This window comes from Cupriavidus sp. KB_39, assembly GCF_052114485.1.
Lineage (GTDB): Bacteria > Pseudomonadota > Gammaproteobacteria > Burkholderiales > Burkholderiaceae > Cupriavidus.
In genome coordinates, this window is record NZ_JBFREV010000009.1 from 46172 (window position 1) to 63772 (window position 17601).

General features: G+C 64.6%; 19 protein-coding genes. 10 read left to right on the forward strand and 9 right to left on the reverse strand.

Annotated elements, in window-relative coordinates:
* Positions 1–23: 23 nt before the first annotated feature.
* On the forward strand, positions 24–1097 hold the full coding sequence (locus AB4Z27_RS09300; RefSeq protein ID WP_092299631.1) for a LacI family DNA-binding transcriptional regulator: 1074 nt from the start codon (positions 24–26) through the stop codon (positions 1095–1097).
* A gap of 4 nt (positions 1098–1101) precedes the next feature.
* Here AB4Z27_RS09300 and AB4Z27_RS09305 read toward each other — a convergent pair whose 3' ends face one another.
* Positions 1102–2196, reverse strand: coding sequence for a maleylacetate reductase (locus AB4Z27_RS09305; protein WP_441644322.1), 1095 nt, complete (start codon positions 2194–2196; stop codon positions 1102–1104).
* Between the two features lie 11 nt (positions 2197–2207).
* Positions 2208–3206, reverse strand: coding sequence for a tripartite tricarboxylate transporter substrate binding protein (locus AB4Z27_RS09310; protein ID WP_092299637.1), 999 nt, complete (start codon positions 3204–3206; stop codon positions 2208–2210).
* Positions 3207–3371: 165 nt separating this feature from the next.
* On the opposite strand from AB4Z27_RS09310, the gene AB4Z27_RS09315 reads away from it, so the two are divergent.
* The 5 genes from AB4Z27_RS09315 to AB4Z27_RS09335 all read left to right on the forward strand — a co-directional run bounded on the left by AB4Z27_RS09315 (position 3372) and on the right by AB4Z27_RS09335 (position 7294).
* Positions 3372–4328, forward strand: coding sequence for a LysR family transcriptional regulator (locus AB4Z27_RS09315; RefSeq protein ID WP_441644323.1), 957 nt, complete (start codon positions 3372–3374; stop codon positions 4326–4328).
* Positions 4329–4585: 257 nt separating this feature from the next.
* A complete protein-coding gene (locus AB4Z27_RS09320; protein WP_441644324.1) occupies positions 4586–5266 on the forward strand; it encodes a CsgG/HfaB family protein in 681 nt (226 codons plus the stop codon).
* A 36-nt stretch (positions 5267–5302) separates the two neighbouring features.
* Complete coding sequence (locus AB4Z27_RS09325; RefSeq protein WP_092299646.1) at positions 5303–5725, forward strand: DUF4810 domain-containing protein; 423 nt, start codon at positions 5303–5305, stop codon at positions 5723–5725.
* Positions 5722–6378, forward strand: a complete 657-nt coding sequence (locus tag AB4Z27_RS09330; protein WP_092299649.1) for a DUF799 domain-containing protein — start codon at positions 5722–5724, stop codon at positions 6376–6378. Before AB4Z27_RS09325 ends, AB4Z27_RS09330 begins: the two co-directional genes overlap by 4 nt.
* A gap of 298 nt (positions 6379–6676) precedes the next feature.
* Complete coding sequence (locus AB4Z27_RS09335; protein ID WP_441644325.1) at positions 6677–7294, forward strand: nitroreductase family protein; 618 nt, start codon at positions 6677–6679, stop codon at positions 7292–7294.
* A 228-nt stretch (positions 7295–7522) separates the two neighbouring features.
* Here the strand turns inward: AB4Z27_RS09335 and AB4Z27_RS09340 are convergent, their stop codons facing one another.
* Together AB4Z27_RS09340 and AB4Z27_RS09345 are read right to left on the reverse strand one after the other, a co-directional pair.
* Entirely contained in the window at positions 7523–9097 is a 1575-nt protein-coding gene (locus AB4Z27_RS09340; RefSeq protein ID WP_441593506.1) for an MFS transporter, read from the reverse strand.
* Between the two features lie 106 nt (positions 9098–9203).
* Positions 9204–9632: a RidA family protein gene (locus tag AB4Z27_RS09345; RefSeq protein ID WP_441644326.1), complete on the reverse strand. Its 429-nt coding sequence runs from the start codon at positions 9630–9632 to the stop codon at positions 9204–9206.
* Between the two features lie 166 nt (positions 9633–9798).
* On the opposite strand from AB4Z27_RS09345, the gene soxR reads away from it, so the two are divergent.
* Positions 9799–10251: a redox-sensitive transcriptional activator SoxR gene (soxR, locus tag AB4Z27_RS09350; protein WP_143093934.1), complete on the forward strand. Its 453-nt coding sequence runs from the start codon at positions 9799–9801 to the stop codon at positions 10249–10251.
* A 272-nt stretch (positions 10252–10523) separates the two neighbouring features.
* Here soxR and AB4Z27_RS09355 read toward each other — a convergent pair whose 3' ends face one another.
* The gene (locus AB4Z27_RS09355; protein WP_092299665.1) at positions 10524–11447 is read right to left on the reverse strand and encodes a LysR family transcriptional regulator; all 924 of its coding nucleotides are present in this window, start codon (positions 11445–11447) and stop codon (positions 10524–10526) included.
* A 107-nt stretch (positions 11448–11554) separates the two neighbouring features.
* Here AB4Z27_RS09355 and AB4Z27_RS09360 point away from each other — a divergent pair, with 107 nt between their 5' ends.
* Together AB4Z27_RS09360 and AB4Z27_RS09365 are read left to right on the forward strand one after the other, a co-directional pair.
* Positions 11555–12304 carry an SDR family oxidoreductase gene (locus tag AB4Z27_RS09360; RefSeq protein ID WP_441644327.1) on the forward strand — a complete coding sequence of 250 codons (750 nt, stop codon included), beginning with the start codon at positions 11555–11557 and terminating at the stop codon, positions 12302–12304.
* Positions 12305–12378: 74 nt separating this feature from the next.
* The gene (locus AB4Z27_RS09365; RefSeq protein ID WP_092299953.1) at positions 12379–12810 is read left to right on the forward strand and encodes a MarR family winged helix-turn-helix transcriptional regulator; all 432 of its coding nucleotides are present in this window, start codon (positions 12379–12381) and stop codon (positions 12808–12810) included.
* A 33-nt stretch (positions 12811–12843) separates the two neighbouring features.
* On the opposite strand, the gene AB4Z27_RS09370 is transcribed toward AB4Z27_RS09365, so the two are convergent.
* Positions 12844–13623, reverse strand: a complete 780-nt coding sequence (locus AB4Z27_RS09370) for an enoyl-CoA hydratase (protein ID WP_441644328.1) — start codon at positions 13621–13623, stop codon at positions 12844–12846.
* A gap of 180 nt (positions 13624–13803) precedes the next feature.
* On the opposite strand from AB4Z27_RS09370, the gene AB4Z27_RS09375 reads away from it, so the two are divergent.
* Positions 13804–14418, forward strand: coding sequence for an HD domain-containing protein (locus AB4Z27_RS09375; RefSeq protein WP_441644329.1), 615 nt, complete (start codon positions 13804–13806; stop codon positions 14416–14418).
* Here the strand turns inward: AB4Z27_RS09375 and AB4Z27_RS09380 are convergent.
* From AB4Z27_RS09380 to AB4Z27_RS09390, 3 genes are all read right to left on the reverse strand, one after another.
* A complete protein-coding gene (locus AB4Z27_RS09380; protein WP_441593473.1) occupies positions 14415–15248 on the reverse strand; it encodes a class II aldolase/adducin family protein in 834 nt (277 codons plus the stop codon). The two genes, AB4Z27_RS09375 and AB4Z27_RS09380, sit on opposite strands and share 4 nt — an antisense overlap.
* Before the next feature lie 73 nt (positions 15249–15321).
* On the reverse strand, positions 15322–16146 hold the full coding sequence (locus AB4Z27_RS09385; protein ID WP_441644330.1) for a MetQ/NlpA family ABC transporter substrate-binding protein: 825 nt from the start codon (positions 16144–16146) through the stop codon (positions 15322–15324).
* A gap of 35 nt (positions 16147–16181) precedes the next feature.
* On the reverse strand, positions 16182–17432 hold the full coding sequence (locus tag AB4Z27_RS09390; RefSeq protein ID WP_441644331.1) for an acyl-CoA dehydrogenase family protein: 1251 nt from the start codon (positions 17430–17432) through the stop codon (positions 16182–16184).
* Positions 17433–17601: the final 169 nt, after the last annotated feature.

Consider the following 17601-nt stretch of genomic DNA (forward strand, 5'->3'; position numbering starts at 1 on the left):
GCGCCGGGGCGGCAGGCGCTAGAATGGCGCATTCCAACAGCCAACGTGGCGTCTGCCTGCCCATGTCCGAGCGCAAACGCGTGACCATCAAGGACCTCGCCGCCGAGGTCGATGTCCACTATTCGACGGTGTCTCGCGTGATGAATCCCGCCACGCGCCATCTGGTGGCCGAAGAAGTGGCCACACGGATCCTGAAGCTGGCCGAATTGCGCGGGTTCCGCCCGAACCGCATCGCGGCGGGGTTGCGCACGCAACGCTCGGGGCTGATCGGCGTGGTGCTGCCGGACATCGCGAATCCGGTGTTCCCGCCCATCCTGGCGGGGATCGAGGCCGTTCTTGGCCGGCACGGCTATGTGCCGATCGTCGTCAATGCCGGCGTGGAGCGCCTCAGGCAGCGTTTCGTGATCGATCAGTTGCTGGCCAGGCAGGTGGAAGGGCTGGTGCTGGCCACGGCGGAACGCGACGATCCCTTGCTCGACTACTGCTTCCAGCTCGGCATTCCGGTGGTCATGGTGAATCGCGGCGAGCATACCGGCCGGGCGTCCTGCGTGGTCAGCGACAGCCAGCTGGCGATGGCGCTGACGGTCGATCATCTGGTATCGCTCGGTCACCGCAGCATCGGTCACATTGCCGGTCCCGCGAGTACCTCCACGGGACAGTTGCGCCGGGAAGGCTTCATGCAGGCGGTCAAACGCCATCGGTTGCGGCGCGGCGCGTATGCCGTCGTCGAGGCGGAGAGCTATACCCGGGAGGCCGGCCGCAGGGCCTGTGACCAGTTGTTCGAATCGCTGCCCGACCTGACCGCCATTGCCGCCGGCAATGACCTCGTGGCCATGGGTTGCTACGACTTTCTGCGCGAGCGCGGCTTGCGCTGTCCGGAGAACGTCTCGGTGGTCGGCCACAACGACATGCCTTTTGTCGATGCACTGACGCCGCCGCTGACAACCATCCGCATCCCGGTCCATGACATGGGCGAACAGGCGGCCGAACTGCTGCTGCGCCGGATCGACAAGCCACAGACTGCCACCGTCGTCATCGAATTGCGGCCGGAACTGGTGGTACGCGGCTCGACAGCTGCGCCGCCAGCACAGGGTTAATCGTTCAGCTTCCCTGGGGAAGCGTCGGACGACTGCCCAGGAAGGCGTCGCGCAGGAGGGTACGGATGCCAGACGCTTCCAATGGTCGCGGATTCGGGTACTGATTCTGCAGGGCCAGTTCGCATGCCCGCTCCAGATCCTCTTCCTTCAACCCGATATCGCGCAGCGCGGTAGGGGCGCCGAGCGAGGCGGCGAGGTCGAAGACCGCCGCCGGCGCGTTGCCATCGGTGGCGCCCAGCGCACGAGCGATGGCCTCCATGGCGGCCGGCGCGGCAGGGGCGTTGTAGGCCAGCGCATGCGGCAGCACAATCGTATGGACTTCTGCATGCGGCAGGTTGAAGGTGCCGCCCAGCGTATGACACAGCTTGTGGTGCAACCCTGCCGTGACGCTGCCAAGCACGGCCCCGCACAGCCACGCCCCATAGAGCGCATCGCCACGTGCGGCGAGCCTTTCCGCACCGTCCTCACCACCTTCCCGCGCAATGACTGGCAGCGCACGACCCAGCGCCGCGATACCTTCGCGCGACATCCAGTCGCTGACCGGATTGCGATCGCCAGCATAGAGGCCTTCGGCTGCATGGGCGATGGCATTGATGCCGCTGGTCACGCTGACCATGCGCGGCAGGCGCAGTGACAACTCCGGATCGTAGATGACCGTGCGCGGCAGGACACGGGCATCGCGTCCGGTGCGCTTCAGGCCGGCGTCGGTCAGGCCGTAGATCGGCGTSGCYTCCGAGCCGGCGTAGGTGGTGGGCACAGCGATGACCGGCAGYGCGGACTCCAGCGCAATCGCCTTCCCGAGGCCGATCGTCGATCCTCCGCCGATGGCCAGCGCGCAGTCGGCGCCACACTCCGCCGCCACGGTGYGCGCCTTGCGGGCTTGTTCCACGGGCACGTGCATGACGGCGCCATCGAAGATGCCCGCGCTGCGGTCACCCAGCAACGCGCTGGCCCGCTCCGCGAGTGCCCGTTGCCCGGGCGTGCAGAGCACGAGCACGCGCTTGACGCCGAGCGCATCGGCTTCCTCAGGCAGTCGGGCCAGCGAGCCCGCGCCGAAGACCACGCGCTGCGGGCGGGACTGATAGACGAAAGGATTCATGACGGCGGCATCTATTCGAGTGTGATGTTGCGGGCCTTGATCAGGCGACCCCAGCGCGCGGACTCGTCCTGGATCAGCTTGTTGGTCTGGGCGGCATTGCCGGCCACGATCTCGAAGCCGCCGGCGCTCAACTGCTTGGCGATGGCCGGGTCGCGCAGCGTGGCGGTCACCGCCGCGGACAGTTTCTCCAGCACGGCGGGCGGAGTCTTGGCCGGCGCGATCATCGCCACCCACGAGTAGGCTTCGAAGCCCTTGTAGCGTTCCGCTACGGCGGGCACCTCGGGCAGACGGGCGTCGCGCTGCGGAGAGGTTACCGCCAGCGCGCGCAGCTTGCCGGCCTGCACGTAAGGCAGGATCAGCGGCAGGCTGGCGATCATCGAGTCCACGTGGGCGCCCAGCAGGTCGTTGATCGCGGGCCCGCCACCCTTGTAGGGGGTGTGAATGCCGCTGGTGCCGGCGGCTTCGAAGAACGCTTCCGCCACAAGTTGGTTCGAACTCCCGGCGCCCACCGACGCGTACGAGACCTTCTTCGGCGTACGCGTGGCGTTGACGTAATCCTGAAGGGTCTGGTAGGGCGAACTGGCCGGCACCACGAGCACCATCGGGGAGCGGACCATATACGACACGCCCGTCAGGTCACGCTTCGCGACATAGGGCAGTTTCGGATAGATGTGGGATTCGGTGGCGAAAGAATCGAACACCATGCCGAGCGTGTAGCCATCCGCAGGGCTCCGGGCAATCTGGCCGGTGCCGATGGTGCCGCCGGCGCCCGCGCGGTTATCTACCACGACGGTTTGCGCCAGGCGGGTGTGCAGGCCATCCTGCACCTGCCGTGCGACCTTGTCGACGGTGCCGCCCGCCGCATAGGGCACGATGATCGTGACCGTCTTGGCCGGCCAGTCGTCGGCCATGACGTGCCCGGTTGCGCACATGAGGAGCGCGGCGGCCAGCATGCGGCGGGGGCGCCCGCGCATCGAGCGCAGGGCGGCTGAGAGGTAAGTTGTCTCCATTGCGGTGCCTTCCAGTAGGGTTTCGACAATCCGGATGACGGAGGCTGCATGCTTTGCGCGTTTCGCAAAGACTTGCCTCTCTGGTCTGGGATGTTGATACTATTCCTGTCGGTTTGCGGTGGAAAGTCAAGCCGGACGCGTAATGCCTTTGCGGGGAGCGCACAAATGGAATTCATTCGCTTTGCTGAGAACCTGGCCGTCTTCGTCGATGTGGCGCGCGAAGGGAGCTTCTCGGCCGTCGCGCGGCGGCGCGGGCAGGTGGCGTCGTCGGTATCGCGCCAGATCGATGTGCTGGAGCGGGAAATGGGCGTGGCGCTGTTCACGCGCTCCACGCGGGCGCTGGTCCGCACGGAGGCGGGCGATCTCCTCTACCAGCGGGCCGCGCGCATCCTCCAGGAACTCAACGAAACGCGCGATGCGGTGACGGCGCTGGAGCAGGGCGTTAGCGGCCGGCTGCGCGTGGCGTGCCTTCCGGCGTTTGCGCGGCGGCACGTCGTGCCGCACCTCGGCTTCCTCTACGCACAGTATCCGGACCTGACCGTGGAGCTGGAGCTGACCGAGCGCGTGGTCGATCCGGTGCTCGAACGATTCGACGTTGTGGTGCGCGTCGGGCAACAGGCTGACAGCAACCTGATCGCCCAGCGCGTGGCCAGCCAACGATACGTGATCTGCGCCACGCCGGACTACCTGCGCGCGCATGGCAGGCCGGTGCACGCCGACGAGCTGCAGCACCACCGCCTGATCGACCGGGGCCACAGCACAAGCATGCGCGGCTGGCGCGAACTCCTGGAACCCACCCACGCCGCGCAGGCGCTGTTCGCAGTCGAGTGCGACGATTGCGATGCGCGGCGGCTGTCAGTATTGCAGGGGCTGGGCATCGCCCTGATGCCGGACTGGTCGGTCGGCGAGGACATCGGCGCGGGGCGGCTGGAAGAATTGCTGCTGGATGGCCTCCGCCCGCAGGCGCAAGGCGGCATCTACCTGCTACGCGCCCAGCCCCGCGCCTCGGCCAAGCTTCGGGCCTTCACCTCGCACCTGAACCAATGCATTGGGGCCCCCCCATCGTGGCAACTGGCGATGACGCGGACTGCTTCCTACGAGCCTGTTTTGGGTGGGGCGTAGCCGGGCGTTGCTTGCGCCAAAGGTTCTCCCTTGTGATTCCCTGTGGAATCTTTATCGCTTCACTCATGACTCGCAGGCAAGTTCGCGGAACGACTTGGGAACTGTGCGTTGGTCTCCCTACCGAAGAGGGGATCCCGCGGATTTTGCCTTAATCCAGACTTGCGGCTGCCGATACCGTAGAGGGTTGAATGGGATCAATCCACACTCGGTCACGGCGTGATAGATGTGTCGTTTTGTTCCTTGTCTGGAGAAATGAATTGAAGAGTCTCAAGAACTACTGCCTGCTCGGTGCCGCCGCTGCCGCCGCCATCGGTCTGGCGGGATGCGCAACTGAATCGTCGACCGCGCTGYCGGTGCAAAAGGTGGAAAGCGCGAGCCGCCCCTATAACGGCGTGCGCACCCCCATTGCCGTAGGCAAGTTCGATAACCGTTCCAACTACATGCGCGGCGTGTTCTCCGACGGCATCGACCGTCTGAGCGGCCAGGCCAAGACCAGCCTGGTGACGCACCTGCAGCAGACCAACCGTTTCAGTGTGCTTGAGCGYGAGAACCTCGACGAGATCAAGCGCGAAGCCGCTATCAAGAATCAGGCGCAGAAGCTCAAGGGCGCCGACTTCGTGGTGACCGGCGATATCACCGAATTTGGCCGCAAGGAAGTGGGCGACGTGCAGCTTTTCGGTATTCTCGGCCGCGGCCGCGAGCAGGTCGCTTATGCCAAGGTGAACCTGAACGTCGTCAACATCAGCACCTCKGAAGTGGTTTACGCCACGCAGGGCGCCGGCGAATTCAAGCTGTCSAATCGCGAGGTGATCGGGTTTGGCGGTACGGCCAGCTATGACTCCACGCTCAATGGCAAGGTGATGGACCTGGCCATGCGTGAAGCCGTGAACAACCTGGTCAGCGCGATCGAAAGCGGCGCATGGAAGCCGGCGCAGTAAACGCATAGGCCTATACCAACAAGAGCGAGAACAACAATGAAGTCATGGGTTACGCTGCGCAACGCGGCGTTTTTGTCGGCTGCCGGCCTGCTGGCCGGTTGTGCAGGTCCACAATCCATGTACCAATGGGAGGGGTATCAATCCCAGGTCTACGCGTACTTCAAGGGCGAATCGAAGGAAGCGCAGATCACCGCGCTGGAAAGTGGCCTGGAAAAGATCAAGGCGAAAGGCGGAAGCGTGCCACCTGGCTATCACGCCCAGCTTGGCATGCTGTATCTGAATGTCGGGAAGGGCGATCAGATGGTCAAGGAATTCCAGACAGAGAAGACGCTGTTCCCGGAGTCCACGCCTTACATGGATTTTCTGATGCGCAATGTGAAGACTGACGAGCGCAAGGATGTGACGGTGGGCGCCACGCCGCCCGCCAAGGCAGATGCCACGGAAGGGAGCGTCAAATGATGCGTCGAATGCTGACCTACGTCGCCACGCTCGGCATCGTGATGTTGTTCGCAGGCTGTGCCGTGCCCAGAAAACAGGTGGATTACGCTGCGTTCAAGGCCGCTCGCCCGCGTTCGATCGTGGTGCTGCCGCCGCTGAACGAGTCGCCTGACATCAAGGCCACGTACGCCATGCTGTCGCAAGCCACSTATCCGCTGGCTGAGTCGGGTTACTACGTGCTGCCGGTGGCGCTGGTCGACGAAACGTTCCGGCAGAATGGCCTGACCGTGCCTGGTGACATCCACACGGCACCCGTGCCCAAGCTGCGCGAAATCTTCGGTGCGGATGCCGCGCTGTACGTGACCGTGACGGACTACGGCTCGCGTTACCAGGTACTGAGCAGCGTGACCCGCGTGGCCGCGAATGCGAAGCTGGTAGACCTGAAGACCGGCGACGTGTTGTGGAGCGGCACGGCAGTGGCAGCTAACGACAGTGGCAACAGCGGCGGCGGCCTAATCGGCATGCTGATCACCGCCGCCATCAACCAGGCGGTCAATCATCTGACCGACGCCAGCTATCCGGTGGCCGGCACGGCCAGTGTGCGTCTTTTGTCGGCCGGCATGCCGGGTGGCATCCTGTACGGCCCGCGCTCGCCGAAGTACCAGGCAGACTGATCTTCCCGGGTTCGGCTGCGCAAGAAAGAATGCCGCAGCACTGTCTCCTCGTCGGAGCGGTGTTGCGGCATTTTCACTTTGCCTGGGGGAAACGGCAGCTGCAAACGGCAATATCTCATTGCATCGTTACCCGGAGCAACGGGAGGATTGGTGCCGGCAGGACAACGCTGTGAGCGCCTTCCCGGATCTACCGGCAGGCCGGCGGATTCCATAAGATTTGTTCTGCGCCGTGTTACTACGATCGCAACAGATCACCACCCRTGCCTCTCAACCCAGTCCTTCGACCATAGGAATCACCATGGCCAACGCTATCATCGAATCCCTTGTGAGCCGTCGTACCATCAGTCTGTACGACCCTGCCTTTACCGTGGGCGACGATCAGATCCGCGAGTTGGTAAGAGTCGCCACCACTGCGCCGACATCCTTCAACTTGCAGAACTGGCGCTTCATCGCAGTGCGCACGCCTGAAGCCAAGGCGCGCCTGCGGGYCGTTGCCTGGGACCAGCCCAAGATCACCGATGCCTCCGTTACCTTCATCATCTGCGGACAGTTGGCCGACCATCGGGTGTTGCCGAAGCGCCTGGCGCCAGCCGTGGAGGCGGGCATCATGCCGGCGAAGGTCGCCACGGGGTTCGAAGATGCTGCGCGCGGCCTGTACTTCGAGCATCCGCAGCTCCAGCGCGACGAGGCGGTACGCACCGGTGCCATCGGCGCGACGGCGTTGATCTATGCTGCGCATGCGCTGGGCCTGGGTTCGTCGCCGATGATCGGTTTCGACGCCGAGGCGGTAGCAAGTGAGTTCGGGCTGGCCGAAGACGAAGTGCCCGTCATGCTGCTGTCCGTCGGGTCAGCCCTGCCCGAAAACTGGGCGCAAAAGCCGCGCCGCGCAGTAGCAGAGGTGCTTGACTTCGCGTAGGTCCCACACAGAGCCCTTCATCATGGATGCCGAAGGCAACTGCGCTTCGGCATCCATGATCAGTGGGCTYCTCAGGCACGATGAACTGCACAACGGCTCCCCGTGGCAGATTGGCACTCGCCCACAACCGGCCGCCATGCGCTCCGATAATCGTGCTGCATGGCATTTCGCCGTGGGATTTTGTAAAGGTGGATTTACGCTCGCCTTCTGCGGCCGACGCGAAGCACGTCACTTGCGGCGCTGGATGGTCGCCATCGCTACACCCGCTCCGGCAAACGCGCAGGCGGCGGCCACAAGCGCCACGGCGCGCAGGGCGTCAGCGATGGCTTCGGCCTCCGCCCGCGCCAAGGGGCCCTGAGGCGGTGTACGGGTGTCGCCTGCTGCCGCTCCGTCCGGCTCCAGCAATTGCCCGGTCTGGCGTGCATCCTGAGGAATATGCAGTGCATCCAGCCGCGCCGACAGCGCCGCTTCGTGCGACCACACGAACACGATGCCGAGCACCGCAACGGCCAGCAGGCTCGCCACCCGGGCAACCGCGTTGTTGATGCCGGAGGCGATGCCTACCTGGTCGCCCGGCACGGAGCCCATWACCGTCGCCGTGAGTGGCGCGACGGTGATCGTCATACCGAGCCCGAGCACGGCGAGTGCCGGGAAGAATCCGGTCCAATAGCCGCCATGCACGAACGGCAGCGCCAGCATCGCGAATCCGATGCCGGCGACGGCCGGGCCAGCGCTCAACAGTGCCCGCGAACCGAAGCGGCTTGTCAGGCTGCCGGTGAAGCGCGATAGCAAGCCGATGATGACCGGCACCGGTAGCAGCGCGGCGCCTGCTTCGGTTGCGGTGTAGGCATGTGCGCGTATCAGCGTGAACGGCAGGAAGAACAGTGCGCCGCCCAGACCGAAGTAGAGCAGTAGGGTGACGAGGTTGGCGCCGGTGAAATCGCGGGAGCGAAACACGTCGAGTGGCATCATGGGATGACGGCTGTTCGCTTCGATCCTCACGAATGCGCCCAGCACGAGCACGCCGGCGCCGATCGTGCCCAGTACGAGCGGATGCGCGAAGCCGCGCGCCGACACCTGGGTCAGGCCATAGGTGAGGGTGGCGAGCCCGGCCGCCGCGCTCAGCGCGCCGGGCCAGTCCAGTTGCTGAGGCGCATCGAGCTTGTGGCTATTCGGCACTGACGACATCGCCAGCGCAATTGTCAGCGCTGCAAGCGGTACGTTGAGGAAAAATATTGCGCGCCACGACAACGCGTCGACAAGCGCGCCGCCTGCCACCGGCCCCACCGCCGACGTGATCGCGCCGACGGCCGCCCAGGTGCCAATCGCCCGTCCGCGTGCTTCGCCTTCGAACACGGCGCCGATGATCGCGAGACTACTGGGGACAAAGAGCGCCGCGCCAATGCCCTGGACAGCGCGCGCGACGATCAGCGAACTCGCGTTTGGCGCGAGCCCGCAAGCGGCCGACGCCACCGTGAAGACCCCGACGCCGGCGATGAACACCGTGCGGCGGCCGAGCTTGTCGCCCATCGATCCGCCCACCAGCACGAGGGACCCGAGAAAGAGCAGGTAGGCGTTAACGATCCACTGCATTGCCGCAACGCTCGCGCCGAGCTCGCTCTGCATGGCGGGCAGCGCAACATTGACGACGGAGCCGTCGATGAACGCCATGCTTGAGCCGAGGATCGTCGCGGCGAGCGCCATACGTTTGCGCCGGCACGGACGATCGACCGCGTTGGGCTGCGTACGGATGACGAGTTCGTCACAAGGGCTGGCTTGCGCAGCGACGACGCGCGCGGCCATTGGGTCGCGATCGAGAAGATCCGGATTGGCCAAGCTCGCTCCCGTGCCGGTCGATGGTGACTAGCATAGTAAATGGAGTCGGCCGGTTTGGATTGGTCCAGACCTGTTATTCCGGCAGCACCGCCACCGCCTCGATCTCGAACAGCATGCCGTCAATCGCCAGCCTTGGCACGGGAATCAGCGTGCAGGCGGGGGCCGGCCAGTCGCCCAGCAGGGCCTGCCAGGCGCGGCTGAAGATGGCCAGCCGTTCCATCGAATGATCGACGATCAGCACCGTGATCTTGGCCACATCTGGGATATCCGCACCGCCCGCCTGCAGCGCCACGCGCAGGTTGGACAGTGCACGGGTGACCTGCGCCGTGAAGTCGGCCAGCAGGCCGCCGCACATGTCCTCGCCACCCTGGCCCGCCGCGAAGATGATCTTCGCGGGCCGGTTCACCACCGCGACATGTGAATAGCCGTTCAGGCGCGGGTCGTAGAGGTCGGGCGGGTTCATGAACTGGAGGTACGGGGCGCGCGGCGATTCGAGCAGCATGGCAGGGTCCTGGAWGGAGAAGGGATRCCAGTGTCAMACTTCAAGTGCACTTGAGGTCAAGCTTCGATGCGATACCATGCGCGCTGCAAGGGCTTTCCTTGTCCTCCATGGTCCTGTCATGAGCCGCCCCCCGAAGAACGYTCCGTTGGAGCCCCCGGTGCRCCCGATGCGCGCCCGCGATCCGCTGACCATTGGCGAAGTGGTCGAGCGCAGCGGCGTGGCCGCGTCCGCGCTCCATTTCTACGAATCGAAGGGATTGATTTCGAGCACGCGCAGCGCTGGCAACCAGCGCCGCTATCCGCGCGGCATCCTCCGTCGGCTGGCTGTTTTACGCATTGCCCAGCGCATGGGCGTGCCGCTCGCGGTCATTGCCGACGCATTCGCGCGTTTGCCGGCAGGCAAGGCACCGACCGTGGCCGACTGGCGCCGGCTGTCAGCGTCCTGGCGGGAAGATCTCGACGCCCGCATTCGTGCGTTGACGTTGCTCCGCGATCAACTCGACGGCTGCATCGGCTGCGGCTGCCTGTCGCTGAAGGCGTGTCCGTTGCGCAATCCGCAGGACGTGATGGCGAGACAGGGGCCAGGCGCCCACGTGGGCGAGGGCGATTCGCGATTGTGAYTGTCATGTGTCTGCCATAGCCGTTTCCCATCGTGATCGGCGGTGTCGTGCCCGTGTTCAACCTGGATGGCGTCCGCCCGGGGCAGTTRCGCATGACCGGTGCGCTGCTCACGGAGATCTACCAGGGAAGAATCGTCAACTGGAACGATCCGGCCATTGCGGCGGAAAATCCYGGCCTGCTGCTGGCCAGATATGAAGATCGTGGTCGTCCATCGGAGCGACAGCTCTGGCACCACGTTCAACTGGAGCCGCGTTATTCGTCCTGCATGGCCTCAGCGGCTATCGAAACGCGCAGCCAGGCGCTGTTCGCGGAACGCATCGACTACGAAATCGATGAACGCACGCGTCCTGAGCGGCAGCTGCTGCTTGTTTGGGTAATAGAGGCAGATCGGCCCGATATCCGCGTACCAGCCGGGCAGCAACCGGATGAGGTCGCCGCTGAGCAGCCAGCGGGAAGCGTGCGGCATCGGCAGCATGGCCACGCCGTGGCCAAGCATCGCTGCGTGCGCCATGGCTTCCGGGTCGTCGAAAATAAGGCGGGTGCGGCACTCGGCCAGGGCCTTCTCACCGAACGGATTGCGCAGGGTCCATGCGTACTGGCGGCCGGTGGCGACCGAGCGCCGGGCGATGCCATCGAACTGGGCCAACTCCGAGGGGTGCCTCGGCATGCGCCGGGTCGCCATATAGGCCGGCGATGCCGCGACGATCACGTGCGCGGGAGCCAATTCCCGGGCGATGACCCCCTGGCTCAGTTCGATGCCACCCCCAATCGCCGCATCGAAGCCGCCGCCGATCAGGTCGACGGGCCGGTTATCGAAATGCCAGTCCGGCACGACTTCCGGATAGCGGCCCAGGAATTCGCCAAGCATCGGCACCAGGTATTCCCGCCCGAACGCGACCCCCAARCTCACTTTCAGCATCCCCGACGGCGCGCCGCTGCGCTCCGCCGCGTGGGAAAAGGCGTCCTGCAAGTCCGCGTAGGGCGCGGTCACCTCGTGCAGAAAGCGCTCGCCGTCGGCCGTGAGGGTCAGATTGCGCGTGCTGCGATGGAACAGCCGCAGTCCGAGCCGCGCTTCCAGGCGCGCGACGTTCTTGCTGAGCGCAGCGGGCGTGACGCCCAGACGCCGCGCGGCCCCCGAGAAGCTGCCCGTTTGGGCGCTCAGGATGAAGGATTCGAGAAGACTCAGGCCTTCCATCGTCAGATCCGATACTTTTGGTTGAAATTGATGATCCGGATTATGGGCTATTCGCGCGGCAATCGTGTGTGGATACTTCACTCACCCTAACCCGATGGAGTTTCGACATGACCACCCCCACCACCTTTGCCGGCAAGGTTGCTTTCGTTACTGGCGGCGCCCGCGGCATTGGCGCCGCGATCGTCCAGCGTCTGGCGCAGGACGGCGCAGCCGTGGCATTTACCTACAAGGGCTCGACCGCCAACGCCAACGCACTGGTGGCCAGCGTGGAAGCCGCTGGCGGCCGCGCACTGGCCATCCAGTCGGACGCAGGCGATRCGGCCTCGCTCACGCGCGCCATCGACGACGCCGCGCGGCACTTTGGCAAGATCGACATCCTCGTGAACAATGCCGGCGTGCTGCTGATGGGCGGGATCGATACCTTCTCGCTGGAAGACTTCGACAAGACCCTGGAAGTGAATGTGCGCGCCGTCTTCGTCGCGTCGAAGGCGGTCTTGCCGCACATGGGGCAGGGCGGTCGCATCATCAATATCGGCAGCTGCAATGCCGAGCGCATGCCGTTCCCGGGCGGCGCGGCTTACGCGATGAGCAAGTCGGCGCTGCAAGGGCTCGTGCAAGGCATGGCGCGCGACCTCGGGCCGAAGGGCATCACGGTCAACAATGTCCAACCCGGTCCGACCAATACCGATATGAATCCGGAGTCCGGCGATTTCGGCGGCGCCCTCCATGCCCTGATGGCCCTGGAGCGTCACGCGCATCCGGCCGAGATCGCGGGCATGGTTGCCTACGTGGCCAGCCCGGAGGCTGGTTTCGTTACTGGTGCAAGCCTGACGATCGACGGCGGTTTCAACGCCTGAGCGGACGGGTTCAAGGCGATGTGCGTGATATGATTCACATGCGAACTAATCACGACAACTCTTGCCTCAGGAAGATGCAGCATCGCCTTGTATATCTATTGAACGTTGGCCAGCGTCGACTGCAACGATGGCAGACGCGCGCAGCCGGTGGCGGGGTGACAGCGGCTCAGTCCGGGCTGCTGTTCTTCCTGGGCACGCACGACGGTGCACTGATGAGCGAGGCGGCTGCCGCGCTCGATCTGGGTGCGCCGGGCATCAGCGGTCTGGCTGACCGGACCGAAAAAGCTGGATTGATCGAGCGCCGGGCCGATGAGACCGACGGCCGGGCATCGCGCTTGTGGCTGACGGATGCAGGGCGTGCCGCGCGCCAGCGTTCCAAGACGCGCATGAAGGACCTTAATGCAAAGTTGACCGAGGGCTTCACGGAGGCGGAAGTCGACGTGGTGGCGCGGTGGCTCGCCAGCCTGCAGGAAAAGTTTCCCGTTGCCGACGACGGGGACGCGTAACCTGGGCTGCGGCTGGGGCCGCAGCGTGCACGCTTACTGCTGCGTCACCTTCGAGAAATCTGGCTTGCGTTTTTCGGCGAAGGCGGCAAACGCCTCCCTGGCCTCGGCGCTCGTCAGCCGTTCCTGGAACTTGGCGCTCTCGCTATCCATCTGGGCCACCAGCGCCTCGGCTTTACGCATCAGCGCCTTCATCGCGCTGAGGGAACCGGGCGGCTTGGCGGCGATGCGCTCGGCCATGCGGCGCGCTTCCGCACGAAGTTGATCGTTGTTGCAGACCCTGTTGGCGATGCCCCACGCCACGGCAGTCTGGGCGTCCAGCGGCTCACCCATCGCAAACATCTCGAATGCCCGGGCGTGGCCGATGCACAGCGGCATCAGGTAGCTCGAGGCCGCCTCAGGCACGAGCGCGAGATTCACGAAAGGYGTGATCAGTTGCGCATCCTGCGCCAGCAGCACGTAGTCGCAATGCAGCAGCATGGTGGTGCCAACGCCGACGGCCTTGCCGTGGACCGCTGCAACGATGGGCACCGTCGCCTTGGCCAAGGCATGCAGAAAGCGGTGCACATGACGCTCGGCAGGACCCTTTCCCACCGCGATCGCTGCGAACTCGCTCACATCATTCCCTGCAGTGAACATGTCCCCATCCCCTTGCACCAGCAATACGCGGATGTTGCGATCGTGCTCGGCGCGCTCGATGGTATCGGCCAGCGTGCCGTACATCTGATTCGTGAGGGCGTTCTTCTTGTCCGGTCTGGCTAGCGTGATGGTCAGCACGCCGGCAGTCAGGTCGGTGCGAATTTCCGGGGTGGTCATGTCGGTCTCCAAGGGTTTAAGTTCGTATGCGAAGTATATTGATACTTTGCATGCGAAGTAAAGTCCCTGCGGGTCGACGGCAAGCGGTCTTCTGTCCGCTGGCGGGGGTAGTGCCTGAAGCACGCGAAGGTGGCTGCTAGACTTCTTCCTTCCAGTGATTCTTATCGCCTCGTGTTCACCATGGACCTTTCCCACCTGGAGCGGCAGCTCGCCTTCCTGAGAGAGATTGATCGACTGAAGAGCGTCGTAAGGATGTCGCCGCTGATCGATCGCTCGCGTCGAGAAAACAGTGCCGAGCATTCCTGGCATCTCGCCATGTATGCGCTCGTGCTGTCGGAGCACGCGGCGGCGCCTGTCGACGTGGTCCGCGTCGTGAAGATGCTCCTCCTCCACGATATTGTGGAGATCGATGCCGGCGATGCACCGTTCCATGATCCGTCGATGCAGGCCGATCAGGTGGAACGGGAGCGCCAGGCGGCGGAGCGGATCTTTTCCTTGTTGCCGGATGCGCAAGCCGCCGAGTTTCGCGGTCTTTGGACCGAATTCGAGGCGGCGGAGAGCGACGACGCGAAGTTCGCCAAGGCGTTGGACCGCTTCCAGCCGCTACTTCACAACGTGGCAACGGACGGCGGCACCTGGGTCGCGCCTCAGGTCAGTGAGGAGCAGGTCTTCGCGCGTTACGGGCCGACCATCGAAAGTGGCGCACCCGCCCTCTGGGAGGTGGCCGCCCAGCTCGTACGGGAACACTTCAGCGATCCGCTGGCCGGGAAAGCCGATCTTGACGGGCGTGTCTAATCGAGCAGATCGGGTTCTGCATCCACCAACCCCGCGAAGAGGCTCTCGAACGCGTGCAACGAGCCTTCATTGCCGCCCACCTGGCCATGTGTGTGCCGCGCCGTGGCAGTGTCGATCAGTTGTGGTGTGCCGGCGGCTTCGGCAAGCAGTTGCGTGTGTGCGGCATTCTCCAGTGCGATGTACCACCAGGCTGTGGCTTCCACGGTAGGACCCGCCGTCAGGATGCCGTGGTTCTTCAGGATCGCACCTTTGTACGTCTGGCCATTGCCCTTGTCCAGGGCCTGCGCAATGCGATCCCCCTCGGAGTTGTCCACGACCATACCGGTGAAATCATCGAACAGCACGTGGTCTTCAAAGAACGAGCACGCATCCTGCGTCAGAGGATCGAGCTTGCGGCCCAGCGTGGACCAGGCCTTGCCGTAGGTGGAATGCGTATGCGCGGCTGCTACGACGTGCGGGTGTGCCTCATGAATGGCCGCGTGGATGGCAAAGGCCGCCTTGTTCAGCGGGCGGTTGCCGACCACTGTTTCACCGCGGGCGTTCACGAGCAACAGGTCGGAGACGCGGATGCGCGAGAAATGCACGCCGAGCGGGTTGACCCAGAAATGATCGGGAAACTCGGGGTCCCGCGCGGTGATGTGCCCGGCAAGGCCGAGCGCGAAGCCCTGGCGTGCAAAGAGGCGGAAAGCGCCGGCAAGACGCTCCTGACGGTGCCGGCGCTCGGCCGCCACGCTGGGGCGCTCAGGTAGCGGGTCGAACCAGAATTTCTGCCGCGGTTCTGGGTTGGGCGTGAAAGACGCCCGGTGTTCGAACGGAAAGACGGAGTTCATCGTTGGACCTTTGCGGCGATTCCCGCAGGCAATTCGTTGTCATTCACGCAGATGTCGCTGCGCGTCTTCGGGATCAGAATGCAGGGATGATCGACCCCTTGAACTGGGTGTTGATGAAGTTGCGCACTTCGTCGGACTGGTAGGCCTTGACCAGTCTGGCCACCCATGGCTTTTCCTTGTCYTGCGGGCGCGTGGCAATCARATTSGCGTAGGGGCCGCGTGCATCCTCGATCGCAATGGTGTCCTTCTGCAAGGACAGYCCGGCCTGGTAGGCATAGTCGTTGTTGATCGATGCCGCCGCGAGGTCAGGCAGCGCGCGCGGCAACTGCGCGGCGTCGAGTTCCACGAGCTTGAGCTTGCGCGGATTCTCCACCACATCGAGCGGCGTCGCGTTGACRCCGTTCTGGCCTACCCCCGCCTTCAGCTTGATCAGGCCRGCCYTTTGCAACAGCAGCAACGCGCGATTGCCGTTCGACGGATCGTTCTGGATGCCGATGCGCGCGCCTTCCGGCAGTTGATCARTGCTGTGGTACTTCTTGGAGTAGATGCCGAGCGGYGCCGTGATCGTCAGGCCAGCCGGCACGATCTTGTAGCCGCGCGTCTTGATCTGGCTRTCGAGGAATGGCTTGTGCTGGAACGCGTTCGCATCGAGATCGCCAGACGCGAGCGCCTCGTTGGGCTGCAGGTAGTCGTTGAATACCACGACGTCGATCGTCAGGCCGTCCCGGGCGGCCACTTTCTTGACCACATCGAAGATCTGCTCCTGGTTGCCGGCCGAAATGCCAACCTTGATCTTCGATTTGTCCGGTGCGCCCTGCGCCGAGGCAGATCCCATGCCCCCGACCGCGCCGATGCCAACCCCAAGCGCCACGATGAGGGCGCGCGTCCATGTTTTCATTGTGAGAGTCCCTGATTGATGTGAGTTGCGAGGTGCTAAAACAGACCCGTGGTAGGTGGGGGCTGATCCTTGAGCAGCCAGGCGCCTACGGCGGCGGATTTCCACTGGCGCGGATTGTGATTCGCCACGGTGCGTGCATTGCGCCAATGCCGATCGAGGTTGTAGGTGCGATCACACGCCGATGCGCCCCCGACGTCGAACACGTACTCGGCACTCTTCAATGCGGCGCCTACGGCGAAGTACTGTGCCTGGGCCACATCGATGGACGCCCGCGTCAGCGAGGCATCGCTGAGGTGGTCGGCCCAGGCGGCGTCAATGGCGTCGGCGGCGCGCAGCGTGGCCGCTTCGGCCGCGTAGACTTCGGCGGCAATCTGGCCGATGGTCTCCTGCACGTAGGGGTCATCCACCGAACGCTCGGCCGAACTGTGCTTGATGGGCCGCGCCTTGTTGCGTGCGAACCAGATCGCATCGTTCAACGCGTTGCGTGCGATGCCGGCCTCGGTAGCGGCGAGGAAGAGCTGGAACACGGGCGTGACGGGATTCCGGCGGTCCCGCGGAACATGACTGCGGCGGACTTCGTCCGGCTCCACTCGCATGTCCGTAAAGCGCGTGGTACCGCTGGCGGTGAGGCGTTGTCCGATGGTGTCGAAGTCATCGACGAGTTCCATGCCCGCGCGTTGGCGTGGCACCGTGAAATGAGTTTCCTGCCCGGTCTCGTCCAGGGCGATGGACGTGACCCAGTCCGCGTACAGTGCCCCGGTGCTGTAGTACTTCGTGCCGTTGACGACGTGATGGTCGTCGTTCCGCACGATGGTCGCCCTGACTTCGCCCTGCTTGCCACCGCGTTCGATGCCGCCATTCCCGATGATCTGGCCAGACAGTAAGCGGTTGAACCAGCGGTCGCGTTCGGCTTCGTTGTCCTGTCCTGCCAATATCCCTTCCACGAGGCCGAAGTTCGGCCGCAGAGATTGAGCGAGATTGGCGTCGACCGCCGCGAGGTCGATGACGAACTGGATCGTGTCCCGAATGCTGCCACCCGGGCCGCCATATGCCTTGGGTATCCTGAACGTCAGCAGGCCAGCGTTCGCGATCTTTCGGGCGAGCGCAAAGGGCAGCTCGCGCCGGGACTCACGCGCGCTGGCCTCGGCCGCGATCTCGGGCAGYAATGCCCTCGCGCGCTCGCGCAGCACGGCGACTTCCCCGGCCGGCGGTAGCGCTTCGCCGCGCGGGGCAGGGTGCGGGTTGACGGCCGCGTCGCGCGGCGCCAGCGTATCGATAGTTCCCATGTCGTCATCGTGGTTCGGGGCCACTCAGGGTAATCAATACGGCGGGAACGGCGAAGCACGATATCCGCATGTCGATATCGCTTGCGCGTGCGATTCATATGCGAARTCCGGCTGTGCGGTGGCGCGTGGGAATGCCGTCACGGTCGCCCACCGGCGTCGGGTGAATGAG